The following is a 26,591-nucleotide window of genomic DNA, read 5'->3' on the forward strand; positions in this document are numbered from 1 at the left end:
GCCGAGCGGTTCGCACGGTTCCGCCTCCGAGGCGGCCTCCACCGCTCCGGTGGCCGCCGCTTCCGCGTCCGTCGGCGAGCCGAGGGCACCGGACGGCGGGGCGGACGAGGGGTGGTGGGCGCGGGTCAGGGGGTGTCGGTCGCGGCCTCGATCTGCCGGATCAGGCGCTTGAGCTGGGCGACCTCCTCGCGCAGGGCCCGTTCGCCGGCCGGGGTGAGGGTGACCCAGGTGCGGGGGCGGCGGCCCTCGTAGCCCTTCTCGATGGCGACCAGGCCGGCCTTCTCCAGGACGGTGAGGTGCTGGCCGAGGTTGCCGGCGGTCAGGTCGAGGGTGGTGCGCAGGAAGCCGAACTCGGCTCGGCGGGCCTGGTGGGCGACGGTGAGGATGCCCAGGCGGACGCGCTGGTGGACGGTGTCGTCGAGGGCCTTGGCGGGGTGCCCGCCCTGTTCCGGCGCCTCGGCGGGCGCTTCGGCGGGCGCCTCGGCCGGGGTCACGCGGCGGCCCGTGCGCGGGTGTGCCGGGAGGCGCGGGCGAACAGCAGCGCGCCGGCCAGCAGGTAGAGCGCGGGGACGCCGTACCGGGCCGTACCGGACCAGGGGCCGGCCGCGCCCCACCAGCCGGAGGTGGCGGGCAGCAGTTCGAGCAGCAGGTAGCCGAGGGCGAACAGGGCCAGCGGCCCGTTGCGTTCGATCCTGGCCAGCACCAGCAGCGGGACGCCGATCGCGGCGGCGCCGCCGAGGAAGTGCTGGAGCAGCAGGGTGCCGGTCGTGTTCGCGGTCAGGTGCAGGCCCCAGAACCGCAGGTCGGCACCGGGGGCGGGCTGGGCGGCGCCCCACCAGGTGGTGGCGGCGAGCGCGGCGACGGCCGCGACCCCGACCAGCACGTACGGGCGCACGGGGGTGCCGACGCCGCGCCGCCGGGAGCGGCGCAGGTACCACCAGGCGGTGGCGGCGTACGCGGCGAGCAGGCCGACCGTCCAGTAGGCGGGCGAGCCCTGGTGCATCGCGGTGCAGGTCTCGCCGGGGGCGCCCGGGCCGCCGGGGCAGGGGACGGCCTGCTGCCGGAAGGTCAGCCGGCCGACCGCGACCGCGCCCAGGGTGAGCAGGCCGAACAGCAGCAGCGGGATCCACGCGTCGCGCTGGACGACCCGTACCCGCCTGGTCAACTCGCCGAGGCCGGAAAGGACTTCACGAGGGGTGCCGGGCAGCGGCACCGAGGCGTCTGTCATGCAGTCAGCTTTGCATCACAGACCAGTTGCCACAAGAGAGTTGACGGAACGCGGGCACGCGAAAGGGCGGACGCCCCGGGCGCCCGCCCCCTGACCTGCCGCGCTCCCCCGTGGACCGTCAGGCCCGGCCGAGGGCGCGGAGCACGGTGATCTCGATCACCACCCGCTCGGGGTTCTCCCTCGGCTGCCGGTAGCGCTCGGCGTAGCGCCGCTCGGCGTCCGCGACCGAGGCGGCGTCCTCGCGGATCACCGCCCGCCCCTCCAGGGTGGCCCAGCGGGCCCGGTCGACCTGGCAGAGCGCGACCCGCTGCCCGGCCTCGCCGGCGGCGAGCACGTTGCGGACCTTGCGGCTCTCCCGGCTGCTGATCACCCGGGCGATGCCGGTCTCCGGGTCGAAGGTCGCACCGACCGGGACGACGTGCGGGGTGCCGTCGGGGCGCAGCGTGGTGAGGGTGCACAGCTGGTACTCGCGCCAGAACGCGAGGTAGGCCGGGTCGAGGTGGTGGATGTCGTGTGCCATGGCCGCATGCTAGTGCTCTGACCGGGCAGGTTCGCCGGGGTGCGCTTGGGCTCGCGGACTGAGTAGCCTCGGGGCCATGCCGTCCGCACCCCTGCCGACCGTCCTTGAAGGCCGTCGTGTCCGGCTGGAGCCGCTGGCGCTGCGGCACGTTCCCGACCTGTTCCGAGTCGGCGGCCGTGACGAGGACGTCTGGCGCTGGTTGAGTGCGCCGACCCCGGCCGACGAGGAGGAGCTGCGCGGGATCGTCTCCAGGCGTCTCGAAGAGGTCGATGCCGGGAGGCGCGTCGCGTTCGCGGTGGTCAGCCGGGACCGGGGCACGGCGATCGGCACCACGAATCTGCGCGGCTGGCACCGGTGGGACGGTCGCGTGGAGATCGGAGGCACCTGGTTCGGCAGGGCGTGGTGGCACACGGCGGCGAACTCGGAAACCAAGCTGCTGACGATGACCCACGCGTTCGAGACCCTCGGTTTCGAACGCGTCGTCTGGCGCGTCGATGCGGACAACTTCCGCTCCCGGGAAGCCGTCGAACGGATCGGGGCCCAGCTGCACGAGCGTCAGGCGGGGGGACTGCTCAAGCCGGACGGAACCCGCCGCGACCTTCTCGTCTACGCCATGCTTCGAGACGGGTGGACGGCGGCGAAGGCCGACCTGACCGATCGCCTGGCGAGAGGGTAGGGAACGGACTCCGGGCCGTCCCGCGGCTCTCGCCGGTGGCGCGGATCGACCGGGGCGGCCGGGGTGTTGTCGGCTCCCCCTCGTGCGCCGGTCGACGCCCCACCGGGTGTCGTCGCCGACCGAGTAGCAGCCGTGGGCTTTCCCCGGGTGGGCGGCGAGCCTCTGGATCGACCACCGGCACCCGGTTCCCGCCGGCCGGGGCCGGCGGCGCCAGCGCGCGCCGGAGCCGCACCGAACCGGTACCACCCCGCCGCACGATCTGCCGCAGCTCCCGCCCCTCCTGGTCGGTCGACCTGCGCACGGGGACAGGCTCTGCCACCACACCCCCGACAACCAGACGGACGTCACCACGCGTCCGACCACCGGAACAGCCGACCCGGCGCACCTGCCCCCGGTCAGAGCACCCGCCAGCCGACCGGCGGCGGGTGCGGAGGAGGGTCAGGACGCGTCGAGCCAGGACGAGGTGAGGGCCTGGACGGTGGAGCCGTCGGTGTCGGCGAGCTTGGCGGCGACGAAGCCGGTGGCGAGCTCGGAGGTCTGCAGCCGGAACGGGACCTGTTCGGCGGTCAGCGCGTGCACGACCGTCGCGGCGGCCTCGGCGGAGCTCTGCGCGTCCTCGAACACGGCCAGGGTGGTGGCGAGGTAGCCCTTCAGGGCGGGCTCGTACGGTCCGGCGGCGGCCAGCAGGGCGGGCACGTCGAGTTGCAGGTTGGCGACGAACTCGCTGGCCACCGGGCCGGGTTCGACGACCGTGACGGTGACGCCGGTGGTGGCCGCGACCGGGGCGAGCGACTCCAGGAAGCCCTCCAGGGCGAACTTCGAGGCGCAGTAGGCCTCGTTGAACGGCTGGCCGACCACGCCGCCGACGCTGCTGACCGCGACCAGCCGCCCGCCGGACGCCCGCAGGTGCGGCAGCGCGACCCGGGTGAGTTCGACGACGCCGAGGAAGTTCACCTCCAGCGCCTGGCGGAACAGCTCGGTGCCGGCCTGCTCGACCGTACCGATCGCGCCCGCACCGGCGTTGTGCACCACCGCGTCCAACCGGCCGTCCTCGGCGAGCACTTCGTCGACGGCGGCGGCTATCGAGGCCGGGTCGGTGACGTCGAGCCGCTTCACCCGGACGAGTTCGGTGACGCCGGCCGCCTCGGCGGCCGCGAGCAGCGGGCCCGCCTTCGCGGTGTCGCGCAGGGTGGCGACCACCCGCAGGCCCGCCGAGGCGGCGGCGATCGCGGCGGCCAGGCCGATGCCGGACGAGGTGCCGGTGATCAGGACGGTGGGGGCGTTGCTCACGGGGAGGACCTCCGGGGACGCGTGACCGGTCGCGCGCGGGCGGCGCCCGGAAGCGGGCAGGGGCGGGCGCGGACCGCCGCCGGCCGGGTGCCGGCGACGTGGGAAACCCTAGTCCGGCAGGGCCGTCCCGAACGGGTTTGCGGCCGGGCCGAAACATTGCGACGCGCCTGTGAACAGCGTGTTTTCTCCGGTGGCCGGTCGGCGCCGGGGCGGCCCCCGGCTACTGCCCGGACGCCGACCGGCCACCGACCGGCCGCTGCCCGACCGCCCTCCGGGGGCTCCCCGGGGGCTCTCCGGGTGGCCGGTCCCGGCCCGGCTCCCGGCCCGGTCCGCCCCGGCCGCGTCCGTCGCGACCGGGGCGGGTAGCGTCACCGCTGGTGGGGGCGGCCCCCGCCCTGGTCGGAGGGAGCAGCGGGTGTCGGCGGTCGAGGTCTGGGCGGATGGTCCGGAGGCGGCTGGGGCGGCTGGACTGCCGCCGCTGTCACGGGAGTTCGCGGTCGACGGGTTCGCGGGGGACGCGTCCGCGGCGCCGGCCCGCCCGTCGGTGGCGTTGCTGGAGCTGGAGGGGCTCGCGTCGACGGACGGCCCGAAGCGGCGCGGCAAGCTGCTGCGCGAGCGGGTGCCGCTGGAGTCGCACGAGCGGCTGGTGCTCTCGGCGTCCCGCCCGGAGGTGGTCGCGGCGGTGGAGTCCGCGAACGCGGGCCGGCTGCCGCACCTGGTGCCGCTGCGGGTGGGCCGGATGGCGGCCTCGCCGTTCGCGTTCCTGCGCGGTTCGGCGGGCCTGATGGCGCACGACCTGGCGACCACCCCGGTCAGCGGTGTGGCGGCGCAGCTGTGCGGGGACGCGCACGCTGCCAACTTCGGCCTGTACGGGGACGCCAGGGGCCGGCTGGCGCTGGACCTGAACGACTTCGACGAGACCGTCTCGGGTCCGTGGGAGTGGGACCTCAAGCGGCTGGCGGCCAGCCTGGTGCTGGCGGGCCGGCAGGCCGGCGCGGACGAAGTGGCCTGTCGGCAGGCGGCGTTCGACGCGGTGGCGACGTACCGGCGGACGGTGCGGCAGCTGGCGAAGCTCCCGGCGCTGGACGCCTGGAACGCCTGGGACGCCATCGCGGACCACCAGTTGGTGGAGTTCGCGGGGGCGCACGAGCTGAGCGGGGTGCTGGCGGCGGTCTCGGCGAAGGCGCTGCGCAACACCGGGGCGAAGTTCGCGGCGCGCTCCACCGTCCGCACCGAGGACGGGGGTTGGCGCTTCGTCGCGGCGCCGCCGATCCTCAGTGAGGTGACGGACCGTCAGGCTGAGCTGGTGGCGGGCGCGTTGGCGTCCTACCGGCACACCGTCCCGGCGGAGCTGCACCCGCTGCTGGCCCGGTTCCGGGTGCAGGACGTGGCGTTCCGGGTGGTCGGCACGGGCAGTGTCGGCACCCGCTCGTACGTGGTGCTGCTGACCGACCGCAGGGGCGGGCCGCTGGTGCTGCAGGTGAAGGAGGCCCGGGCCTCGGTGCTGCTCCCGCACCTGGTGCGGGCCGGGTTCCCGGTGCCGGCCGAGGACGGCCACGAGGGGCGCCGGGTGGTGCTCGGGCAGAAGCGCATGCAGGTGGTCTCCGACCCGCTGATGGGCTGGACCAGCGTCGCCGGACTCCCTTACCAGGTACGTCAGTTCCGCAACCGCAAGGGAAGTGTCGACCCGGCCGCGCTGAGCCCGGCGCAGCTCGACGACTACGGCCGGCTGACCGGCGCGCTGCTCGCCCGCGCGCACGCCCACACCGCGGACGCGGCGCTGATCGCCGGCTACTGCGGCAAGGACGAGCGCCTGGACGACGCGATCGCCCGGTTCGCGGTCGCGTACGCCGACCAGTCGGAGGCCGACCACGCGGCGCTGGTCACCGCGGTCCGCACCGGCCGGCTCGCCGCGGAGCCCGCACCCGGGGCCTGAATCCCGCCAGGCCGGTGCGACGGGACCGCAACCGCCCCGGTTGCGGTTCCGTCTCCATTCCCGTGCGGCGTCGCGCCGGAGGGCGCGGCACTGCCACATTGGTGGGAGAACTCGGCAGCTCGGATAGGGGATTGACGATGGTTTCGGGGGACGGGGTCGTGTCGGCCGCAGTCGTGGCCGACGCACTGGTGCAGCAGCGGTACGGCGGGACCGCCGGTCCGGCCGGTGCCGCACTGGACGCGGAGGCGCTCACCCGCGTCCGCCACGAGCTGCGGCGCCTGCCGCGCTGGGAGCAGACGCTGACGGCCGCCGAGGCGGCGCCGCAGGACGCCGCGGCGCGGGCCGCGCTGGTCGAGGCGGTCGGCGAGGTGCTCACCTTCAACTCGGCGTTGGCGCAGTCGCTCCCGCTCCACGGCGGGACGGCCGCCGCTCAGGCCACCGCTCAGGCCGCCGCTCCGGCCTTCGAGAAGGCGCCCGCCGCGCCGGCCACGCCACCGGCCGCGCCGCCGGTCGGACCGCAGGGCGCCGTCCCGGGACCGCCGCCGGTCCCGCCCGCGCCGCCGTCTGCTCCGCCCGCGCCCCCGTTCGCCCCCACCGGCCCGTTCGCCCCCGCCGGCCCGCTCGCCGCCGCCGGTGCGGCCGACCGGGCGGCGGCGGCCAAGCGCAAGCGGATCGTCCTGGGCGTGGGGGTGGTCGTGGTGGTGGGCGGCCTGGTCGTGCTGGGCAGCTACCTGTTCGGCGGCGGGAGCGCCCCGTCCCTGCCCAAGTCGGTGGAGGGCGAGCAGATGCGGACCAGCTCCGCCAAGGGCGACTTCCCCGACTGGGACGACATGAGCCGCAGCATGACCAAGGTGGGCGCGCGGAACCTCCAGGGCGCCACGTACGGCGTGGTCCCGAAGAGCTCGGGCAGCTCCTCCAGCAGGCAGGAGCCGCTCTGGAACGTGATCGTCGGCGAGTCCGACCAGGAGTTCCAGCGCAGCCTCGCCCGGCTGGCCGAGGGCTCCCGTTCCGACCACGCCCCGCACGTGGTCAAGTCCTCGCTGGACGGCACGCTGTACTGCGACTCCTACGACCCGGACGACAGCCCGAAGGAGCGCGCCACGGAGACCATCACCTGCGTCTGGGCGGACGACGAGTACATGATCGTCGTCACCGGCACCGGCGTGGACGAGAACCTGGTGCCCCGGGTGCTGGAACGCGTCCACGGCAACAGCGAGCACTGACCGCACCGGGGACGGACGGCCGACCGGCGGAGCATGACGGGGGATCGACGATGACGGAGCAGGACGAGGGGCCGTCCCGGGCGGGGCCCGGCCGTGGGTCCCGCGCCGGGCGGGCCGGGTGGGTGGTCGGCGCCGTCGTGGTGGCGGGCGCGCTGGCCGTGCTGGGCGGCTACCTGCTCGGCAGCGACGGCGACGGCGGGCCGCCCGGGCCGCCGCGCCTGCCGAGGAGCGTGGAGGGCGCGGCGCTCCGGGCGAGTTCCGACGAGGGTGAGGGCGCCGCCGCGTGGCGGGGGCTGCTCGGCGAGGCGGCGGCGAAGGGCGCGAAGGACCTGCACCTGGCCGCGTACGGTGCGGTCGACGGCTCCTCCGGCCCGGAGGAGTACGGCGGCGACAACCGGGCGCCCAAGTGGTTCGTGCAGATCGCCGGCTCCGACGACCCGGCGCTCCGCAGGTACGTGGAGGGCGACGGCCTGACCCGGACGGCCACCTCCCTGCCCGGGAGGATGGGCTGCCGGACGGCGGAGACGGACCCGGGTGCGGGCTCCGCCCCGACCCGGACGGCCTTCTGCGTCTGGGCGGGCGAGCGGTACTCGGTCCTGGTCTCCGGCCGGGACGTCCCGGACGACCTCCCGGCCCGGGTGATCGAGCGGATCCACGCCGGAACCGAAAGCTGACCATCCGTCGGCCTCACGCTCCGGCGAGGAAGTCGATGGTTCCCGGCCCGGCGTCCCGGCCCGGCGTCCCGGCCCGGCGCCCGCCTGGCTCCCGGACGGGGCGTCCTCGACCACCGGGCGGGCGGCGGGATCGCGGCCGGCGCGGCTCCGGCGAAGGTCTCCACCGGGCGGGTGCGCAGCGCGGCCCGGTGCACCTCGTCGTCCGCCCTGCACAATGGGCTGATGCGCATTCGTGAGGCCCGGGTCGAGGAACTGCCGCTGCTCCAGGAGATCGAGCGGGCGGCCGGATGCTGCTTCCGCGAGGTCGGGATGGACCCGGTCGCGGACGACGAGCCGCTGTCCGTCGAGGAGTTGGTGCCGTTCGTGGCGGCGGGCCTGGCCTGGGTCGCGGTGGACGACGGCGCGGCGGACGGCGGCGCGGACCGGCCGGTCGCCTACCTGATCGCGGCGCGGATCGACGGCGCGCTGCACGTCGAGCAGGTCTCGGTGCACCCCTCGCACGCCCGCCGGGGCGTCGGACGGTCCCTGCTGGAGCACCTGGCCGGAGTGGCCGCCGCCGAGGGCCTGGACGCGCTGACCCTGACCACCTTCGCCGAGGTGCCGTGGAACGCCCCGTACTACGCCCGCTGCGGCTTCCGCCCGGTGCCGGACGGTGAGCTGGGTCCGGGCCTGCGCGAGGTCCGCGCCCGCGAGGCGGCGCTCGGCCTGGACCGGTGGCCGCGCCTGGTGATGCGCCGCGCGCTCTGACGCCGCACCTCCCGCAGGCCGTCCGGCCGCCGCCGCGCGCCACCCGCCGCCCGGGCCCCGACCGGGCCCACCAAGCGCGCCGGGCCGGCCGGCGTACCCCCGCTCCCCCGTCGGCCGGAAATCGCGTGGCCGGGTCCGCTCGCCGGCAGGCATGATCGCGGGTATGCCCACCGACTCCGCCTCCCCCGGTACCGCCACCCTGCTCCTCGCGCCCCGGGTCAACGAGACCGGCCTCCAGCTGCGCACCGCCGCCGGTCGGCGCGGGCTGCGGGCGCACACGGCGGCTTCCTGGCGGGCGCCGCGCGAGCTGGTCGGCGGCCGGGTGCACCTGTACGGCGGGCCGCTGTTCGCCGACGCGGTCGGGCGGGTGCTGGGGGTCGGCCCGGTGGAGCCGGGGGACGGCTGGCTGACCGCACTGCCGCGCGAACTGACCGGCCGCCGGGTCGAGTTGACGACACTCGCCGAGGCACGCCGGCTGCGCGGCCGGGCGTTCGTGAAGCCCCCGGCGGACAAGCACTTCGCCGCCCGGGTGTATCCGGACGGCGCCGCCCTGCCGGGGCCCGACCTGCTGGACGGCGGCACGCCGGTGCTGGTCAGCGAGCCGGTCCGGTTCGCCGTCGAGTACCGCCTGTTCGTCCTGGACGGTACCGTCCGCGCTGCCTCCCGCTACGCGCTGAACGGAGAACTCGCCGTCGCCGCACCGGAGTCGGCCGGGCCGGAGCTGCTCGCCTTCGCCGCCGACGTGCTGGCCGCCGCCACCGGCCCGGCCGCGCTGCCGAGCGCGGCGGTGGTCGACCTCGGCCGCACCGACCGGGGCTGGGCCGTCGTCGAGGCCAACGCGGCCTGGGCGAGCGGGGGTTACGCCTGCGATCCGGACGCCGTGCTGGAGGTGGTGCTGCGCGCCGCCGGCCCGCTCGCCGAACTCCCGCCCGACGACCGGCCGTTCCTCCGCCCCCTGCCCACCGTCGCGGGCTGAGGGGCCTCGGCGGAAACCTCCGTGCGTCCGGGGCCGTGCTGGGCGAGGATGGCGGCCATGAGCTCTTCTCACCTCACCCACATCACCGAGCCGCCGGGCGTCGCACCGGGCACCGGCTACACCCAGGTCGTCACCGGGACGGGCCGGCTGGTCCAGGTCTCCGGGCAGGTCGCCTTCGACGAGCACGGCGAACTGGTCGGCGCGGGCGACCCGGAGGCGCAGGCCCGGCAGGTGTTCGAGAACCTGCGGCGCTGCCTGGCGGCGGCCGGGGCGGACTTCTCGGACGTCGTGAAGTTCACGGTCTTCGTCACCGACGTGGCGTTCCTGCCCGCCGTCCGCAAGGCGCGCGACGAGTACGTGGACACCGCGCGGCCGCCGGCGAGTTCGGCCGTCCAGGTGGCCGCGCTGTTCCGGCCGGAGGTGCTGGTCGAGATCGAGGCGCTGGCGGTCACCCCGGCCTGACCCGGACCGCCCGCCACCCGCACCGTTGCCCGCACGAACGTCCGCCAGTCGAACGTGAGTTGGAGTGGCGGACGCTCGGCCGGTGGCTGGTTTGGGTGCTACGCGCGGGCGGGTCGGCCGCATACGGTCGGGGGTGAGGGGCTGCCGTCCGGCAGTCCCCCGTACCGCAGGTGTCTTGCCAGGAGGACGGATGACCACCGAAGCGACCGCCGGAGCGACCACCGAGACGGCCACCGGGGCCCCCGCCGCGCAGCCGCTGGTGCCGCTGCACTGCCTGCTGCGGGCCGAGGCCGGTCCGCCCAGGCTGGCCGCGCTGCCGACCGGGACGCCGGTGTGGGTGCTGACCCGGCACGCGGACGTCCGGCAGGCGCTCGCCCACCCGGACCTGGGCCGGGCCGCGCTGTACGCGCCGGACGCGCCGCCGACCGTGCTGACGCCGAACATCCTGGACGACCCGTCCTCGATCCTGAACAGCGACGGGCCGGAGCACCAGGCGATCCGCCGCACCGTGCAGCGCGCTTTCACGCCACGCGCGATCGAGCGCTGGCGGCCCTGGGTGGACGGGGTGGTGCGGGAGCTGGTGGACGACCTGGTCGCGTCGGGTTCGCCGGCCGACGCGGTCGAGGGGCTCACCAAGCCGCTGCCGGTGCGGGTGATCAGCCGGCTGATGGAGCTGGAGGGCCTGGACACCGACCGGCTCGGCTACTGGAGCGACCACGCGCTGTCGACCACCGCGTACACCGCCGAGGAGATCGGGGCGGCGATCCGCGAGTTCGGCGAGTTCGGGCACCGGCTGGTGCAGGAGCGGCGCAAGAACCCGGGCGACGACCTGGTGAGCTCGCTGGTCCGGGCCGCCGACCAGACCGGCGGCATGACGGAGGAGCAGATCACCTCGCTCACCATCGGACTGGTCATCGCCGGGCACGAGACCACCATGACCAGCTTCGGCAACGCCCTGGTCTACCTGCTGGACGAGGAGCACGCCGGGGCGTGGCGACGGATCGGCGAGGACCTGGCGGCGGCGACCGCCGCGACCGAGCAGATCCTGCGCACCGTCCCGCTCGGCGACCGCACCACCGCACCGGGCCAGCTGCGCCGGGCCACCGCCGACGTGGAGATCGGCGGGGTGACCATCCCGGCGGGCGCGATCGTCGCCGCCGACAGCACGGCCGCCAACGCCGACCCGGAGGTCTACCCGCCGGGCCCGCTCGACCTGTTCGCGCCGCTCGGCACCCCGTCGCTGACCTTCGGCGCCGGACCGCACCACTGCCTGGGCGCCTGGCTGGCCCGGATGGAACTCGAACTCGGCCTGCACCACCTCGCCCGCGCCCTGCCCGAACTGCGCCTGGCCACCCCCGCCGACCGGCTCGAATGGCGCACCGGCCTGCTCACCCGCAGCCCGCTGCGGCTGGAGGTGGCCTGGTGAGCGACGCCCCGCGCCTGCTGGTCGCGGTCGACCGGGGCCGCTGCATCGGCAGCGGCCTGTGCGCCCGCACCGCCCCCGCCGACCTCGCCCTCGGGCCGGACGGCCGTTCCGCGCCCGTCCGTCCGAGCAGCGAGCCGTCCGACGCGCTGACCGAGGCGGCGGAGATGTGCCCGGTCGAGGCCATCACCGTCCGCGACGCCGCCACCGGGGAACTGGTCGCCCCGACCTGGTGACACCGGCCCGGTGACGCCGGCCTGGCGATGCCACCGAACCCGCCACGGCTGCGGCTGCGGCTGGCATCCGGTCCGCCCCCGGCGTCCGGGTCGGGGGACGGGCCGAAGAGAGGCGTCGCACGTGTCCACCTCCCTGAGCGCCCAGCCCGTCGCGGTGACCGGATGGGCCGGGCACCGCGACGGACCGCTGCACCACGTCGAGCTCCGGGTGCCCGACCCCGGACGGGCGCTCGGCTCGTTCGGCCGGCTGCTGGAGGCGCTCGGCTACCGCGTCTCGCAGCGCCGGGACGGCGGCCGCAGCCGGCGGCTCGGGCCGACCGGTACGACCGCCACCGGCCCGGGCTGAACCACCTGGCCTTGCACGTCGAGGACGCGGCGGCCGTCGACGCCCTGGCCGCCGAGGCGCCCCGGCACGGCCGACGCCTGCTCTTCCCCGACCGGCACCCGTACGCGGGGGGCGGGCAGCACTGCGCGGCCCACCTGGAGGACGGCGACGGCTTCGAGGTCGAACTGGTCGCCGCCACCGGGTGACCGGGAGCGCTCCGGCAACGGCGTGCCTCTCCCCCACCCCCGCGTCCCGCTCAGCCGGCCGCCGCCCCGGCGTGGTGGCGGCGGGCCTCCAGGACGACGGCCGTGCCGCCGACCGGACGCGCTTCGTGCATGGTGACGACCTGGCCGGGGCGCAGCCCGCGCCAGAGTTCGGGGCTCAGCGGGGCGAGGCGGACGGTGGCGCGTTCACCGGGGCCCAGGCTGGAGCGCCCCTCCACCCAGAGACCGGCGACGGCGAGGCTGGGCGCGCCCTCGGGGGTGCGGATGCCGATGTCCCACAGCGGGCGCAGGACCCCCGCCCCGCCGAAGGGCGTCCTGCGCCGCCCCTCCCCGGCCGGTGGGAGGGTGAGTTCGGCCCGGACGACGAGGTCGCGGTCGCGGCGGGCCTCGCCGTGGCGCCAGTGGCACCAGGCCGCGCTGCGGGCGAGGTACAGCCGTTCGGCGGCGGTGGCGAGGTCGGCCCAGACCTCGGGCGGGAGCGGACGGTCGCCGGCGGCCTCCTCCAGCAGCGTCAGCCCGGTCTCCCAGTCGTCGCCGTGGGCGAGCAGGTCGTAGGCCTCGCCGGTCGGCAGGCCCGCGCGTGCCAGCACTTCGAGGACGTCCATGCCCTGATGGTGCCTCGCCACCGCCCGGCCCGGGCCGTCGGGTCAGGCCGTCGGGTCAGGCGGTCGGGTAGGGGCGCCGCAGGACCGTCCGGCGGGGCAGCGGGGCAGCGGGGCGGCGCGCCCAAGCTCACCGCGGCCCGGGTCCTGTTCGTCTGCGGGGGCGGGTTGCCCGGCTTCGCGTCCCTCCTCGCCGGGGGCCGGGGGATGTCGAACCCGCCCCCGGTGCCACCCGCGACCGGTACGGGCCGTACTGGCCCGCGGTGTTCGAAGGGCTGGCCCTGAGGGGCCTCCCGCTCGGCGCCCTGGTCCGGTTCTCCGTGTGGCGTTCCCTGGGTCGCCGGCCGTCCGGCTCGCCTGACCCCTCCCCTCCCTCACACACACCCTCCACAGCGGACGACCTTGGCGGACCGCTGCCGCACCCGGCAGGATGGGCCCGTGCCGGAGCGCCCCCCGAAGTCGACGCAGCACCACGGCGGTCTCCAGCCGCCCGTCCGGGTGCCGGTGGGGCTGGTCGTCCTCGTGGGACCGCCGGCCTCGGGCAAGACCAGCTTCGTCCGGGCGCTGGTCACGCGCGGGCAGCTCGACGCGGAGGCCGTGGTGTCCAGCGACGGGATCCGCGCGGAGCTCTTCGGCGCCTCGCCCGCGGCAGCGGAGTCCGACGCCGCGGACGCGCGGGTCTTCGAGGAGCGCGACCGCAGGATCACCGCCCGGCTGGCCGCCGGACGGACCGCGGTCGCCGAGTCGACGAACGTCACTCCGCAGGCGCGTGCCCGGCTCATCGCCCTCGCCGGGCGCTTCGACGCTCCGGTGACCGTGCTGCGGTTCGACCCGGACGTCGCCGACCTGCTCCGGCAGTACACCGAGCGGGGCCGCACCGACCTGACCGCCGCGGACGTCCGTGTCTACGCCGCCGTCATGGCCCGGGAGGCCGGCCCCGACCGGCTCCGCTCCGAGGGCGCGACCGCCGTCCACGACGTCCCCGGGCGTCGCGAGGCGACCTCGCCCGCCGAAGCCGCCGCGCGCTTCTCCTTCGCCCGGTGACGCCGCTCCGCACGCTCCGCCCCTCCCCGGACCGGCGGCCCCGCGCCACCGGTGCCGCCGGCGCCGCTCAGGCCGACTGGCGTTCGATCAGGGTCGGTTCGAACAGGACGGTGGTCGCGGCGCGGCCGGGGCGGGCGAGGTGGTCGAGCAGGACGCGGGTCATCTCGGCGGCCATCTCCTCGACCGGCTGGCGGACGGTGGTGAGGTGGGGGCGGCCGGCCGTCGCGGCGGAGGAGTCGTCGAAGCCGATCACGGCGACGTCCTCGGGGACGCGGCGGCGCTGTTCGGCGAGGACGGCGAGGGCGCCTTGGGCCATCAGGTCGTTGGCGGCGAAGACGCCGTCCAGGTCGGGGTAGCGGCGCAGCAGGGAGGTCATCGCGCGCTCGCCGTCCTCGCGGGTGAAGTCGCCCTCGACGTGCGGGAGTTGGTTGATGCCCCGGTCGGCCATCGCCTCCCGGAAGCCGGAGAGCCGGTCGCGGGCGGCCCGGACGCCGAGCGGGCCGGAGATGGCGGCGACGCGGTGGCGGCCGCGGGCGGTGAGGTGGTCGGCGGCGATCCGGCCGCCCTCGCGGTTGTCGAGGTCGACGCAGGAGAGCGAGAGCGGCGTCGGGGGGCGGCCGAACAGGACGGTGGGGATGCCGGCGGCGAGCAGTTGGGCGGGCAGCGGGTCGCGGCTGTGGGTGGAGACGACCATCGCGCCGTCGGCGTTGCCCTGCCGCAGGTAGGTGAGTGCCTTGTCGCGGGCCTCGGCGCTGTCGGCGAGCATCAGCACGGGGTGCAGGTCGAGCGGGCGCAGGCCGGTGAAGACGCCGCTGACGACCCGTCCGAAGAAGGGGTCGGCGAAGATCTCGCCGCCGACGTGGTGGTCGGGGGTCTCGGGGGCGTCGCTGCCGGAGATGACCAGGGCGAGGGCGCCGGTGCGGCGGGTGACCAGCGAGCGGGCGGCGCTGTTGGGGACGTAGCCGGTGCGGCTGATGGCTTGGCGGACGGCTTCCTGGATGGCGGGGTCGACGTTCCGGACGCCGTTGATGACGCGGGAGACGGTGGCCCGGGAGACGCCCGCGACCCGCGCCACGTCCTCCAGGGTGGTGGCGCGCTTGAGGGCTTCGCTGCTCATGTGGCCCTTTATAGCACGCTCGGAGAGCGCTCTCCCAGTGCGCTCCGGAGCCCGGTCGGCCGCCCTGCCCGCCGACCCTCCCGGAACCGTCCCGGAACCGTCCGGGGGCAGGCCGGGGCCCGCGACCGGGGCGTTCCCCGGCCGCGCGCTCCCCGCCGCCGCCGTCACGAACTGTGCTCCTCCCAGCAGATCATGACGGTGGTGGCGGTCATCACGGCGACGTCGGCACGGCTGCGCGCCGGGGTGCCGAAGGTCTCGGGCAGCCTGGCGACGTCGACGGTGAGCACGAAGGCGTCCTTGCGGACCACGGTGGTGCCGTCGGCGCGCTTGTACGCGGCCTCGCCGAGGCCGTTCAGGTCGGTGACGGCGCCGGCGCTGCCGCGCAGGCCGTCGTACTGGGCGAGGGCGGTGGCGGTGTCGGGCAGTTCCTTGACGGAGAGCGTCATGCTGCCGCCGGCGTAGCGGTACTCGCAGCTGTAGACGCGCTTCTCCCAGGTGGGGGCGAGCGGTTGGACGATGTCGGTGCCGAGCGCCCCGGCGAGTTCCTGCCGGAAGTACGGGTTGCAGATCATCGAGGTGGCGTCGGAGGGCCGGTCAGGCGCGCCGGACGACGGGGCGGCGGACGACGGGGCGGCGGGCGAACTCGCGGCCGGGGGTGCGGCGTCGGTCGCGGGTGCGGTGCCGGTTCCACAACCGACAGCGGCGAGCAGCAGGAGCGGCGCGGCGGTGCGGCGAAGCCTCATCGGTGGTCCTCCGTGGGGGTGGGGGCGCGGGCCGGCCCCGCCGCCGGATGTGGGGTCCGTGGCGGCGGGGCCGGGGTCCGCGTTCGGGCTACGGCTCAGGGCTTACGGCAGAAGGTACTGCGCGTTGAGCGCGGCGCCCCTACCGGGCTGGGTCTCGTCGTAGCCGCGGGCGTTGCACTGGAGGCCGCCGACGATGCAGTGGTCGACCAGTGCGGCCAGGGTGGGGGCGTCCCAGGCGTTGAAGAAGTCGTAGTGGAAGGAGAAGCCCCGTCCGCTGGAGAGGTGGAGTTGGGCGAGGTGGTCCGGGTTGGCCGGGAAGGCCATCTTGAACTCGATCATCGGCAGCGCGACCGGGTGGTCGGCGGGGCAGACGCCCTCGATCGGGTAGGCCATGTGGCTCTTGTGGTCGGGGGTGTCCAGGTAGAGGCCGTTCCAGCAGCTGGGGGCCTGGAAGCGGATGTTGATCTGGCCGCCGCCGGGGCACTCGGTGGGCAGGTCGGAGGTGCGGTAGCTGTTGCCGCACTCCCAGCCGGCCACGTAGCCGGGGTGGGTGGTGAAGTCGGTGGCGCTGTCGGTGGGGCTGGCGACGACGAACCGCAGGCCGGCCGGGAAGGGGCGGACGGCGGTGTAGTCGTTGATGGCGCTCTTGTAGTAGATGGTCTGGAGGCCGACCGGGTCGACGGCGGTGCTGCCGTCGTACATGGTGGGCATCCAGTAGCCGGACTTGTCGCCGGGGGCGAGGCAGCTGGTGGCGCTGGCCTGCAGCGACTCCAGCGTGGAGTTGGCGTTGGTGTTGAGGGCGCCCATGAAGGTGTGCATGTGGGAGGCGCCGGGCTTGCCCGGGTAGACGATCGGGTCGTCGGGCAGGTCGTGGGTGGCGGTGCAGTTCGCCTGGAACTCGTGGAAGTAGGCGTGCGGGGGGTTGCCGGTGGCCGGGGTGGCGCCGGTGACCTGCGGGTTGGCCAGGACGTAGCCGGTGGTGGCGGTGGAGAGCTGGCCGTAGACCTTGAACTCCTCCAGCGAGTAGCCGTAGCCGGTGCCCCGCTTGGTGAGGTTGAGCCTGATGTAGCGGCCGCTGCCGGCCAGGTCGATCTGCTCGGTGCCGCCGGTGCCGCCGGCCTTGGTGTAGACGGTGTTCCAGCCGGTGGCGTCGTTGCTGGTCTGCACCTGGTAGCCGCTGGCGTACGCGGCCTCCCAGTCCAGTTCGACGTGGCTGATGCTCGCCGTGCCGCCCAGGTCGATCTGGATCCACTGGGAGTCGCTCCAGGCGCTGGCCCAGCGGGTGGCGAGGTTGTTGTCGGCGACGGCCGCGGCGGGGAAGCCCGCGTTCTCCACGGACGAGGCGGTGACCGGCTTGGACTGGCTGATCAGCGGGTCGGCGGCGGCGGCCGCCGGCTGGGTGAGGACGCCGCCGGTGAGGGCGCCGGCCGCGAGGATCGCGGCGGCGGTTCCGGCGAGCGCGGTGCGGTGGGGCGCGCCGCGCGACATGCGGTGTTTCATCGGACCTCCGGATGAGGAACGGTGGGTGGGGGGACCCGGTGCCGCGCGGCGCTCCCTGCCGCGCGGCACCGGGGGCTCTGGGGGTGGGGCGTCAGGCGTAGACGCCGAACTCGTACATCGAGTAGCCGTAGGCGGTGCCGCGCTGGGTCATGGTGACCCGGACGTAGCGGCCGCTGCCGTTGACGTCGATGTCGTCGATGCCGCCGGTGCCGTTGGCCTGGGTGTGGAGGGTCGTCCAGGTGGTGCCGTCGGTGGAGGTCTGGATCTGGTACGCCTTGGCGTACGCGGACTCCCAGCCGAGCTGCACGTGCTTGAACGGGGTGCTCTGGCCCAGGTCGACCTGGAGCCACTGCGGGTCGGCCCACTCGCTGGCCCACCGGGTGGACCAGTTGCCGTCGGTGGTGTGCGACGGCGGGTAGGGCGCGCCGTTGCCGACGGCCTGGTAGGTCGAGGCGGTGGTGGTCCGGCCCTTGGCGAGGTTGGTGCCGCTCGGGGTGGGGGCGACGGTGCGGAAGGACTTCGACTCGATGCCGACGTTGCCGTGGCCGTCGTAGGCGTAGACGTAGACCTTCCAGACGCCCAGGGTTTTGGGCGCGGTGACGGTGAACTGGCCGTCGCCGGTCTGGGTGAAGCGGACCTGGCTGAAGCCGGTGCCGCCGTCCACGTACTTGGAGCTGTAGTAGAGCTGGTAGCGGACCAGGTCGCCGTCGGGGTCGGTGGCGGGCGAGTTGAGGGTGAAGGTGCCGCCGGCCGGGACGTCGGCGGTCCTGCTGAGCGTGACGTTCGGCATCACCGGCGGGGTGTTGCCGTTCTTCGCGCTGCCGCCGTAGGACTTGGCGACGGAGTAGTACGCGGGCTGCTTCCAGCCGCCGGGGATCAGGTTGAACCAGGTGCCGCCGAAGTCGTTCTCGGTGCCGTAGTTGAACATGGTGGCGCCGAGCGAGACGCCGGTGTGCCCGGCGATGCAGTTCCAGGCGCTGGTGTAGCCGTCGCGCTTCTGGGTGTCGGTGGGCTGGGTCGGCACGCCGTTGGCGTCGTTCGGGACCTCCCACTCGCCGGCGTCGCCGGACTCGGTGACGATGTACGGCTTGGTGTAGCCGCCGTTGATCCAGTCCTGCCTGACGTTGCAGACCGCGCCGTAGGAGTTGACGGCCAGCAGGTCGAGGCTGGGGGCGTACTGCTTGTAGTACGTCCAGGCGCCGGTGTAGGCGTCGGTGGAGGTGACCGGGTGGTCGGGGTCGATCGCGTGGATGGCCTGGGTGACCTGTTCGACGAACTTGGCGTAGGCGACGCGTTCCTGTTCCACCGTGGCGCCGTTGTAGGCGTGGTCCTGGGTGGTGAGGATGACCTCGTTGCCGACGTCCCACATCAGGGTGCCGGGGTGGTCCTTGTAGGTGGTCACCCACTGCTTGACGGCGTCGAGGGTGCTGGTCTTGTAGGCGGTGTCGTTGACGTAGTCGGCGCCCTGGTTGAGCCAGAAGCCGTTGACCACCTTGAGGCCGTGCGCGGCGGCGGCGTCCAGCAGCGGCTTGCTGGCCGCGTCGGTGCCCCAGGTGCGCAGGGTGTTGACGCCCATCGCCTTGAGGTCGCGCATGTGCGCGTCGGCGGTGGACTGGGCGGGGCCCCAGGTGACGCCCTTGAGCTGGTAGGGCTGGCCGTTGACGCTCAGCGCCCAGTTGCCCTGGCCGCCGGTGACCTTGACGGTGTTCCTGCCGGTGGCGGCGGGCGGGTCGGCGAGCGGCGCGGGGGCGGTGCCGGTGGTGGTCGCGACGGTGACGGTCCCGATGGAGAGGGCGCCGCCGGAGGTGGTGGCGGCGGTGGGGGTGGTGCAGCCGCAGACGCTGTCGGGGAAGGAGCCGCCGACGGCGAGGTTGAAGACCAGCTTGAAGCCGTGGTCGACGGCGTTCCTCCAGTCGGTGGTGCCGACCTGCGACTCGTTGACCTGCCAGATCTGCCGGCCGTCGAGGTACCAGCGGATCTGCTCGTCGCTGACGCTGCGGTCGATGACCTGGCTGTAGGTGTGGTAGTCGCTCTGGCAGCCGGGGCAGGAGGCGAGTCCGCTGGTCATGCCGTTGTACTCGTTGCAGTTGCCGCCGGGGGCGGTTCCGCAGTGCAGGGTGGCGGAGGTCTGGCTGCGGCCGTTGACGTCCTCGAGGATGTCGGTCTCGCCGGTGCCCGGCCAGCCGCCGCTGCGGTCGTTGGCGCCGATGGCGCGGAAGGACGGCCAGTAGCCGGTGCCGTCGGCGACGCCGGGCTGCTTGACCTGGGCGGAGATCAGCAGCTGTCCGCCGGCGGGGGCGGCGAAGTCGCCGCGCTTGCTCTCCACCCGGCCGGAGGTCCAGTTGCCGGCGCCGTCGCGGACGGCGGTGAGGTTGAGGTGGCCGCTGCCGTCGATCGCGACGTTGGCGGGGTTGGCGGTGTCGTTCTGGATCTCGCCGGTGCCCCAGTTGGCGGCGCCGCCGGGCTCCGACGTCCCGGTGCGCACCGTCCAGTTGTCGGCGGACGGGGCGCTGCCGGCGCCGCCCGCGAAGGTGTCGCTGAACACGGTGGTCCAGTTGCCGGGCGGGGTGCTGCCGGTCGGCGACGGGCTGGGGGTGGGGGTGGGCGTGGGGGTCGGGCTCGTGGTGGCTCCGCCGGTGGTGAACACCCGGAACTCCCAGACGGAGTACCCGTAGCCGGTGGCCCGGGCGGTGCCGTACAGGCGGACGTAGCGGGCGGTGCCGGTGAAGTCCTGCTTCTCGGTGCCGCCGGCGCCGTTCGCGGTGCTCCAGGCGTCGGTCCAGCTGGTGCCGTCGGTGGAGAGCTGGATCCGGTACGCCTTGGCGTAGGCGCTCTCCCACTGCACGGAGGTGCCGCAGACGCCCCGCGCGGAGCCGAGGTCGACCTGCAGCCACTGCGGGTCGGCGGCCGCCGAGGACCAGCGGGTGCCGGCGTCGCCGTCGACGGCGTTGGACGCGGGGGTGCCGTAGTTCTCGGTGCTGGAGGCGGTGGCGGCCCTGCCCTGGGCGGCGTTCGCGGTGCCGCAGCCCTGGTCGCCGCCGCCGGCGGCGCCGTAGACCTGGAACTCCCAGAGCGAGTAGCCGTACCCGGTGGCCCGGGCGGTGCCGTACATCCGCACGTAGCGGGCGGTGCCGGTGACCGGGACGGTCTCGGTGCCGCCCGCGCCGGTGGCGGTGGTGTACGCGGTGGTCCAGGTGGCACCGTCGGTGGACAGCTGGATCTGGTAGCCCTTCGCGTACGCCGCCTCCCAGCGCAGCGTGACGGAGCTGAGCGCGGCGGGCGCGCCGAGGTCGACCTGCAGCCACTGCGGGTCGGTGTTGGCGCTGGACCAGCGGGTGCCGGTGTCGCCGTCGACGGCGTTGGACGCGGGGGTGCCGTAGTTCTCGGTGCTGGAGGCGGTGGCGGCCCCGCCCTGCGAGAGCAGGACGGGCGCGGCCTCGGCCCGGCCGGCGGGCAGCAGCAGGACCAGGGCCGCGACCAGCGCGGCGGCGAGGGCCGCGGCCAGGGTGCGGGCCGGGGGTGCGGAGGTGGTCGGCCGCAGGGGCCTGGGGGTGCGCGGGGGCGGGGCGGACATCGGGGCTCCCGATCGGGTGGGGTGGGGGCGGCACCGTCGAGGGCCGGTGCCCGGATCAGGGAGAGCGCTCTCTCACTACGCCAGTGATGGTTGCCCCGTTGTTTCATCCGTGTCAAGGGCGGCGACAACTGGTTCGCTGGCGAAGCTCCGTCAGAACCCCGATGCAGCAGCGATTTCCTGCGACCCAACCCCTTGACGGGGGGCGGGTGGAGCGACCAAGCTCCGGATGCCACCCCGGGAGAGCGCTCTCCCGTAGCGCCGTTTCCCGGGGGTCTCAGCTGCCATCCCCCGCGAGGAGCCGATCCATGCCCGTTTCCCTGCCCCGCACCGGCCCGAGAGGCCGCCTGCTCGCCGCCTCGGCTCTGCTGGTGCTGGCCCTGACCGCCGCGACCTCCTGCTCCAGCGGCGGCGGGGGCTCGTCCGCGGCCGAGGACCCGGACGCCGAGATCACCCTCACGGTGAACCTGTACTCCGACTTCGGCTACGCGGACCTGTACAAGGAGTACGAGCAGGCGCACCCGAACGTCACCATCAAGGAGAACCGCGCCGACATGGGCGCGCACCACCAGAACCTGCACGCCCACCTGCTGGCCGGCTCGGGCACCGCCGACATCGAGGCGGTCGAGATCGGGCAGGTCGCCGGGTTCCAGCCGGAGGCCGGCAAGTTCCTGAACTTCCTGGACAACGGCGTCAGCAAGGACCAGTGGGTGCCGTCCAAGACCGCCCCCGCGTCCAGCCCGGACGGCAAGGTGCTGTTCGGCCTGGGCACCGACATGGGCGGCCTGGCGCTGTGCTACCGCACCGACCTGTTCCGGGCCGCCGGCCTGCCCACCGACCGCGAGCAGGTCGGTGCGCTGATGAAGGACTGGCCGTCCTACCTGGCCGCCGGCAAGCAGTTCCTGGCCAACAGCCCGAACAAGGGCACCCGCTGGTTCGACAGCGGCGGCAACCTGTTCACCGCGGTGCTGGCGCAGGCCCCGCAGGGCGTCTACGACGCCGAGGGCAAGGTGGTGGTGGAGGGCAACCCGGCCGTCAAGCAGTCCTTCGACCTGGTGGCCGGGGCGATCCAGGACGGGCAGTCCGCGGGCATCCAGGCGTTCACCCCGGCCTGGGACACCGGCTTCCAGAAGAGCCAGTTCGCCACCGTCGCCTGCCCGGCCTGGATGAGCTACGAGTTCAAGGCCAACCCGCCGACCGACGGCGGCACCTGGGACATCGCCCGGATCCCCGGCGGCGGCGGCAACTGGGGCGGCTCGTACCTGACCGTGCCGAAGTCCGGCAAGCACACCAAGGCCGCCGCCGAACTGGCCAAGTGGCTGACCGCGCCCGAGCAGGAGGGCCGGCTCTTCAAGGAGAAGGGCTACTTCCCCTCCGACCAGGCGCTGTGGACCCGGCCCGACATCGCCGAGCACACCGACCCGCTGTTCAACAACGCGCCCACCGGCAGGATCTTCTCCCAGTCGGCCCGCGAGCTGACCCCGCAGCCGCTCGGCGCGCACGGCGCGGAGATCGGCACCGCCCTCGGCAACGCGCTGACCTCCATCGAGCAGGGCAAGGCCGACCCGGCGGGCGCCTGGAAGCAGGCCCTCAAGGACGTCGACAACATCGTCAACTGACGCCCCCCCCCCCCCCCCCCCCCCCCCCCCCCCCCCCCCCCCCCCGGGGGGGGGGGGGGGGGGCCCCCCCCCCCCCCCCCCCCCCCCGCGCCACCCGTCCCCGCCCTCGCCCGCCCTCGCCCGTCTCCGGGAGCTCCCCTTGGCCGCACCGACCGCCGCCACCGCGCGCGGCGCCCGCGCCCCCGCCCGGCCCGCCCGCCACCGCTGGCACCGGCTCGACCGCGCCGTCTCGCCCTACCTGTACCTCTCGCCGTTCTTCCTGGTCTTCGGCGTCTTCGGCCTGTTCCCGATGCTGTACACCGGCTACGTCTCGTTCACCGCCTGGCGGGCCGACCGCCCGGGCAGCGCGGGCCAGTGGGTCGGCCTGGAGAACTACCGCAGGCTGCTGGACGACCCGTTCTTCTGGAACGCGGTCAAGAACACCCTGGGCATCGGCGTCCTGGCCACCGTCCCGCAACTGCTGCTCGCGCTCGGCCTGGCCCACCTGCTCAACTACCGGATGCGCGGCCGCACCCTGCTGCGCCTGGGCGTCCTGCTGCCGAACGTCACCTCGGTGGCCGCCGTCACGCTGATCTTCGTCCAGCTGTTCGGCCGCGACTTCGGCATGGTCAACTGGTTCCTGTCGCTGTTCGGCGTCGACCACGTCGACTGGCAGGCCGGCACCCTCTCCTCCTGGTCGGCGATCGCCGCGATCGTCACCTGGCGCTGGACGGGCTACAACGCGCTGCTCTACCTGGCCGCGATGCAGTCCGTCCCGTTCGAGCTGTACGAGGCCGCGGCGCTGGACGGGGCGAGCCGCTGGCGGCAGTTCCGCTCCATCACGATCCCGATGCTGCGCCCAACCATCCTGTTCACCGTCATCGTCTCGACCATCGGCGCGCTGCAGCTGTTCGGCGAGCCGATGCTGTTCAGCCAGCAGCAGGACCCGACCACCGGCGGCTCGCAGCACCAGTTCCAGACCCTGGCGCTGTACTCGTACAACCAGTTCTGGGGCCGCTTCAAGTACGGCTACGGCGCGGCGATCTCCTGGGCGATGTTCCTGCTGATCGTGCTGGTCGCCACCGTCAACTTCCTGGCCGCGCGCCGGATGCGAGGTGCCGAATGACCCTCCCCGCCCTCCCCCGGCGCCGCCGGGCGAAGAGCACCCGGCAGCTGACCGCCGGACGCGGCGCGTACGTCGTCCTCGGCGTGGCCGTGCTGCTCTCGCTCTTCCCGCTGTACTGGACGCTGGTCGCGGCCTCCCGCACCAACACCGAGATCCACCGGATGCCGCCGGTGCTGCTGCCCGGCGGCCGGCTCTGGCACAACGTCACCCAGGTGTTCGCCCAGACCGACCTGCGCCTGGCCATGCTCAACTCGCTGGTGGTGGCGGGCACCGTCACCGTGAGCGTGGTGCTGACCAGCACCCTGGGCGGCTTCGCCTTCGCCAAGCTCCGCTTCCGCGGCCGGGGCCCGCTGCTGGCCTCGGTGGTCGCCACCATGATGGTCCCCACCCAGCTGGGCATCATCCCGCTGTACATCATGATGGCGAACTGGTTCCACTGGGCCGACCACCTGCAGGCGCTGGTCGTCCCGGCCGCCGCCAACGCCTTCGGCCTGTTCTTCATGCGCCAGTACCTGCTCGGCGCCGTCCCGGACGAGCTCCTGGACGCCGGCCGGATGGACGGCTGCACCACCCGCGGCCTGGTCTGGCACGTCGTCCTCCCGGCCGCCCGCCCGGCGATGAGCGTCCTGGGCATGCTGACCTTCATGGCCAGCTGGAACGACTTCTACTGGCCGAAGGTCGTGATGACCCAGCAGAACCCGACCGTCCAGCTCACCCTCTCCGAACTCGCCGGCGGCTACATCAAGGACTACTCGCTGGTCCTCACCGGCGCCCTGGTCGCCAGCGCGCCCGTCCTCGTCGCCTTCCTCCTGATGGGGCGCCAGATCATCGACGGCATCATGCAAGGAGCCACGAAGGGATGACCCAGCTCTCCATGCCCACGCAACTCACCACTCCGGCAAGCGGATCCGACCACCGGGTGCTCGACCTGGAGCGGAAGGCCCGGCTGGTCTCCGGCGGGGACACCTTCCGCACCAGCGCGGAACCCGCGCTCGGCCTGTTCCCGATCGTCTGCTCGGACGGGCCGGTCGGGGTGCGCGGCGAGCGGTGGGACGAGGCGGACACCGCGCTGCTGCTGCCGTGCGCGACCGCGCTGGCGGCGTCCTGGGACGAGGAGCTGGTGGCCCGGATGGGCGGGCTGCTGGCGGCGGAGGCGCGCCGCAAGGGGGTGCACGTGGTGCTGGCGCCGACGCTGAACCTGCACCGCTCGCCGCTGGGCGGGCGGAACTTCGAGTGCTTCTCGGAGGACCCGCTGCTGACCGCCCGGATCGGGGCCGCGTACGTCGGCGGCGTGCAGGCGCTGGGCGTCGCGGCGACGGCGAAGCACTACGTGGCCAACGACTCGGAGACCGAGCGGCTGACCGTGGACGCCCGGGTCGACGAGCGGACGCTGCGCGAGGTGTACCTGGCGCCGTTCGAGGCGGCGGTGCGGGCCGGGGTGTGGGCGGTGATGTCGGCGTACAACCGGGTCAACGGGACGTCGATGGTCGAACACCCGCTGCTGGCCGAGCCGTTGAAGGGCGAGTGGGGGTTCGACGGGCTGGTGGTGTCCGACTGGGGGTCGGTGCACGAGGCGGACGGTCCGGGTGCGGCGGGGTGCGACCTGTCGATGCCGGGGCCGAACCCGGCGTGGGGTCCGGCGCTGGCGGCGGCGGTCCGGGCCGGGCGGGTGCCGGCGGCGGCGCTGGACGACAAGGTGGCGCGGCTGCTGCGGCTGGCCGGCCGGGTCGGCGCGTTCGACCCGCCGCCGGCCGTCCGGGCCCCGGTGCCCACCGACCCGGCGATCCGGGGCGCGCTGCGGGCCGCGGCCGTCGCGGGCACCGTGCTGCTGCACAACCCGGCCCGGCTGCTGCCGCTGGACGGGTCGGCGCTGCGCCGGGTCGCGGTGCTCGGCCCGAACGCGGCGACGGCCCGGGTGCAGGGCGGCGGCAGCGCCTCGGTGTTCCCGGCCGCGCCGGTCTCGCCGCTGGACGGGCTGCGCGCCGCGCTCGACCCGTCCGTCGAGGTCACCCACGCGCCGGGGGTGCGCACCGCGCTGCGCCCGACGCCGCTGGCGGCCGCGGACTGCGTGCTGCCGGACGGTTCGGGCCCGGGCGTGCTGGTGCGCTACCTGGCGGCGGACGGTTCGCTGCTGCACGCCGAGGCGCGGGCCACCGGCCGGGTGCTGGAGCCGTCCGCGCAGGTGGACCTGGCGCCGGTGCGCACCGTGGAGGTGGCGGCCCGGTTCACCGCGCCGAGCGCCGGCCGCTGGCGCCTGGGCGTGGTGGGCCTGGGCGCGCTGCGCCTGGAGGCGGACGGCGCGGTGCTGCTGGACGAGTACGTCGAGCCGCTCTCGGACGACCCGACGTACCTGCACGTGTCGCCCTCGTACCGGCAGGTCGAGCTGGAGCTGGCGGCCGGTCAGGTCACCGCGCTGCTGGCCCGGCGGACGGTGGAGCCGGCCCACGGGCGGGTGCTGGTGCTGGCCGCCGACCGGCCGGAGGCCGAGCTGGAGCGGGAGTTCGCGCACGCGGTGGAGCTGGCCTCGGCGGCGGACGTCGCGGTGGTGGTGGTCGGCACCACGGACGAGCACGAGAGCGAGGGCTTCGACCGGGCCGGCCTGCGGCTGCCGGGGCGCCAGGACGAGCTGGTGGCGGCGGTCGCGGCGGCGAACCCGCGCACGGTGGTGGTGGTGAACACCGGCAGTCCGGTGCTGCTGCCCTGGCGCGAGCGGGTCGGCGCGGTGCTGACCTGCTGGTTCCCGGGCCAGGAGGGCGGTGACGCGCTGGCCGAGGTGCTGCTCGGCCGGGCCGAGCCGGGCGGGCGGCTGCCCACCACCTGGCCGGACGCCGAGGCCGACTGCCCGGTGTACGCGACCGCGCCGACCGGCGGGCGGCTCGACTACGCGGAGGGCCCGCACCTGGGCCACCGGGGCTGGCTGCGGGCCGGCCGCACCCCCGCGTACTGGTTCGGGCACGGCCTGGGCTGGGGCGAGTGGCGCTACCTGGCGCTCGGCGAGCCTTCCGTCCCGGCGGCGGACGGCTCGCGCACGGTGCGGGTGGCGCTGCGCAACGACGGGCCGCGCCGCTCCCGGGAGACCGTGCAGCTCTACCTCTCCCGGCCGGGCTCGGAGCTGGACCGGCCGGTGCGCTGGCTGGCCGCCTTCGGCGCCGTCGAGGCCGGGCCCGGCGAGCGGGTGGAGGTCGAACTGCGGCTGCCGGAAAGGGCGTTGCAGCACTGGTCGGTCGCGGAGCGGGGTTGGCGCACCGAGCCGGGCACCTTCGTCCTGCACGTCGGCCCGCACAGCGGCGACCTCCCGCTGGCGGCGGCCCTCCCGGTCGGCGCCTGACCCCGGCGCCCGTGCCGCCCGC

The 26,591-nt window shown here is 75.0% G+C and carries 22 protein-coding genes and 3 pseudogenes; 15 read left to right on the forward strand and 10 right to left on the reverse strand.

Going from position 1 to position 26,591, the window contains the following annotated elements; all coding sequences use genetic code 11:
* Positions 1–125: 125 nt before the first annotated feature.
* From ACZ3J7_RS21050 to ACZ3J7_RS21060, 3 genes are all read right to left on the reverse strand, one after another.
* A complete protein-coding gene (locus ACZ3J7_RS21050; protein ID WP_465623190.1) occupies positions 126–494 on the reverse strand; it encodes a winged helix-turn-helix domain-containing protein in 369 nt (122 codons plus the stop codon).
* The gene (locus ACZ3J7_RS21055; protein WP_465623192.1) at positions 491–1,228 is read right to left on the reverse strand and encodes a hypothetical protein; all 738 of its coding nucleotides are present in this window, start codon (positions 1,226–1,228) and stop codon (positions 491–493) included. Before ACZ3J7_RS21055 ends, ACZ3J7_RS21050 begins: the two co-directional genes overlap by 4 nt.
* 118 nt (positions 1,229–1,346) lie before the next feature.
* Positions 1,347–1,748, reverse strand: a complete 402-nt coding sequence (locus ACZ3J7_RS21060; protein WP_465623195.1) for a pyridoxamine 5'-phosphate oxidase family protein — start codon at positions 1,746–1,748, stop codon at positions 1,347–1,349.
* 76 nt (positions 1,749–1,824) lie between these two features.
* On the opposite strand from ACZ3J7_RS21060, the gene ACZ3J7_RS21065 reads away from it, so the two are divergent.
* Positions 1,825–2,424, forward strand: a complete 600-nt coding sequence (locus ACZ3J7_RS21065) for a GNAT family N-acetyltransferase (protein WP_465623198.1) — start codon at positions 1,825–1,827, stop codon at positions 2,422–2,424.
* Positions 2,425–2,862: 438 nt separating this feature from the next.
* On the opposite strand, the gene ACZ3J7_RS21070 is transcribed toward ACZ3J7_RS21065, so the two are convergent.
* Positions 2,863–3,714, reverse strand: a complete 852-nt coding sequence (locus tag ACZ3J7_RS21070; protein WP_465623200.1) for an SDR family NAD(P)-dependent oxidoreductase — start codon at positions 3,712–3,714, stop codon at positions 2,863–2,865.
* A 415-nt stretch (positions 3,715–4,129) separates the two neighbouring features.
* Between ACZ3J7_RS21070 and ACZ3J7_RS21075 the strand changes: the two genes are divergently transcribed.
* From ACZ3J7_RS21075 to ACZ3J7_RS21115, 9 genes and pseudogenes are all read left to right on the forward strand, one after another.
* A complete protein-coding gene (locus ACZ3J7_RS21075) occupies positions 4,130–5,650 on the forward strand; it encodes a DUF2252 domain-containing protein (RefSeq protein ID WP_465623203.1) in 1,521 nt (506 codons plus the stop codon).
* 158 nt (positions 5,651–5,808) lie between these two features.
* Positions 5,809–6,873 (forward strand): hypothetical protein, encoded by a 1,065-nt coding sequence (locus tag ACZ3J7_RS21080; protein WP_465623205.1) that lies wholly within the window; start codon positions 5,809–5,811, stop codon positions 6,871–6,873.
* Positions 6,874–6,923: 50 nt separating this feature from the next.
* A complete protein-coding gene (locus ACZ3J7_RS21085; RefSeq protein WP_465623208.1) occupies positions 6,924–7,547 on the forward strand; it encodes a hypothetical protein in 624 nt (207 codons plus the stop codon).
* A 222-nt stretch (positions 7,548–7,769) separates the two neighbouring features.
* A complete protein-coding gene (locus tag ACZ3J7_RS21090) occupies positions 7,770–8,294 on the forward strand; it encodes a GNAT family N-acetyltransferase (protein ID WP_465623210.1) in 525 nt (174 codons plus the stop codon).
* A 163-nt stretch (positions 8,295–8,457) separates the two neighbouring features.
* Entirely contained in the window at positions 8,458–9,270 is an 813-nt protein-coding gene (locus ACZ3J7_RS21095) for an ATP-grasp domain-containing protein (RefSeq protein ID WP_465623213.1), read from the forward strand.
* Between the two features lie 57 nt (positions 9,271–9,327).
* A complete protein-coding gene (locus tag ACZ3J7_RS21100; RefSeq protein ID WP_465623214.1) occupies positions 9,328–9,732 on the forward strand; it encodes a RidA family protein in 405 nt (134 codons plus the stop codon).
* Between the two features lie 190 nt (positions 9,733–9,922).
* On the forward strand, positions 9,923–11,158 hold the full coding sequence (locus ACZ3J7_RS21105; RefSeq protein ID WP_465623216.1) for a cytochrome P450: 1,236 nt from the start codon (positions 9,923–9,925) through the stop codon (positions 11,156–11,158).
* Entirely contained in the window at positions 11,155–11,391 is a 237-nt protein-coding gene (locus ACZ3J7_RS21110) for a ferredoxin (RefSeq protein ID WP_465623219.1), read from the forward strand. The genes ACZ3J7_RS21105 and ACZ3J7_RS21110 overlap by 4 nt, the downstream gene beginning before the upstream one ends.
* Before the next feature lie 154 nt (positions 11,392–11,545).
* Positions 11,546–11,922, forward strand: a pseudogene (locus tag ACZ3J7_RS21115) (VOC family protein).
* Positions 11,923–11,972: 50 nt separating this feature from the next.
* Here the strand turns inward: ACZ3J7_RS21115 and ACZ3J7_RS21120 are convergent.
* Positions 11,973–12,545 carry a hypothetical protein gene (locus ACZ3J7_RS21120; protein ID WP_465623221.1) on the reverse strand — a complete coding sequence of 191 codons (573 nt, stop codon included), beginning with the start codon at positions 12,543–12,545 and terminating at the stop codon, positions 11,973–11,975.
* 435 nt (positions 12,546–12,980) lie between these two features.
* Between ACZ3J7_RS21120 and ACZ3J7_RS21125 the strand changes: the two genes are divergently transcribed.
* Positions 12,981–13,586 (forward strand): AAA family ATPase, encoded by a 606-nt coding sequence (locus tag ACZ3J7_RS21125; RefSeq protein ID WP_465623223.1) that lies wholly within the window; start codon positions 12,981–12,983, stop codon positions 13,584–13,586.
* 67 nt (positions 13,587–13,653) lie between these two features.
* Here ACZ3J7_RS21125 and ACZ3J7_RS21130 read toward each other — a convergent pair whose 3' ends face one another.
* From ACZ3J7_RS21130 to ACZ3J7_RS21150, 5 genes and pseudogenes are all read right to left on the reverse strand, one after another.
* Positions 13,654–14,703: a LacI family DNA-binding transcriptional regulator gene (locus ACZ3J7_RS21130; protein ID WP_465623225.1), complete on the reverse strand. Its 1,050-nt coding sequence runs from the start codon at positions 14,701–14,703 to the stop codon at positions 13,654–13,656.
* 164 nt (positions 14,704–14,867) lie between these two features.
* Complete coding sequence (locus ACZ3J7_RS21135; RefSeq protein ID WP_465623227.1) at positions 14,868–15,446, reverse strand: hypothetical protein; 579 nt, start codon at positions 15,444–15,446, stop codon at positions 14,868–14,870.
* A 102-nt stretch (positions 15,447–15,548) separates the two neighbouring features.
* A pseudogene (locus tag ACZ3J7_RS21140) lies at positions 15,549–16,516 on the reverse strand (DUF1996 domain-containing protein); the annotation flags it as partial.
* 7 nt (positions 16,517–16,523) lie between these two features.
* Positions 16,524–16,946, reverse strand: a pseudogene (locus ACZ3J7_RS21145) (discoidin domain-containing protein); the annotation flags it as partial.
* 91 nt (positions 16,947–17,037) lie between these two features.
* Positions 17,038–20,520 (reverse strand): discoidin domain-containing protein, encoded by a 3,483-nt coding sequence (locus tag ACZ3J7_RS21150; protein ID WP_465623229.1) that lies wholly within the window; start codon positions 20,518–20,520, stop codon positions 17,038–17,040.
* Between the two features lie 305 nt (positions 20,521–20,825).
* Between ACZ3J7_RS21150 and ACZ3J7_RS21155 the strand changes: the two genes are divergently transcribed.
* The 4 genes from ACZ3J7_RS21155 (at position 20,826) to ACZ3J7_RS21170 (ending at position 26,569) form a co-directional block, all read left to right on the forward strand.
* Entirely contained in the window at positions 20,826–22,136 is a 1,311-nt protein-coding gene (locus ACZ3J7_RS21155) for an ABC transporter substrate-binding protein (protein WP_465623231.1), read from the forward strand.
* Positions 22,137–22,275: 139 nt separating this feature from the next.
* Entirely contained in the window at positions 22,276–23,241 is a 966-nt protein-coding gene (locus ACZ3J7_RS21160; RefSeq protein ID WP_465623234.1) for a carbohydrate ABC transporter permease, read from the forward strand.
* Positions 23,238–24,104, forward strand: a complete 867-nt coding sequence (locus tag ACZ3J7_RS21165) for a carbohydrate ABC transporter permease (protein ID WP_465623235.1) — start codon at positions 23,238–23,240, stop codon at positions 24,102–24,104. The genes ACZ3J7_RS21160 and ACZ3J7_RS21165 overlap by 4 nt, the downstream gene beginning before the upstream one ends.
* On the forward strand, positions 24,101–26,569 hold the full coding sequence (locus ACZ3J7_RS21170) for a glycoside hydrolase family 3 C-terminal domain-containing protein (RefSeq protein ID WP_465623238.1): 2,469 nt from the start codon (positions 24,101–24,103) through the stop codon (positions 26,567–26,569). Before ACZ3J7_RS21165 ends, ACZ3J7_RS21170 begins: the two co-directional genes overlap by 4 nt.
* Positions 26,570–26,591: the final 22 nt, after the last annotated feature.

This window comes from Kitasatospora sp. NPDC015121 (genome assembly GCF_055562955.1).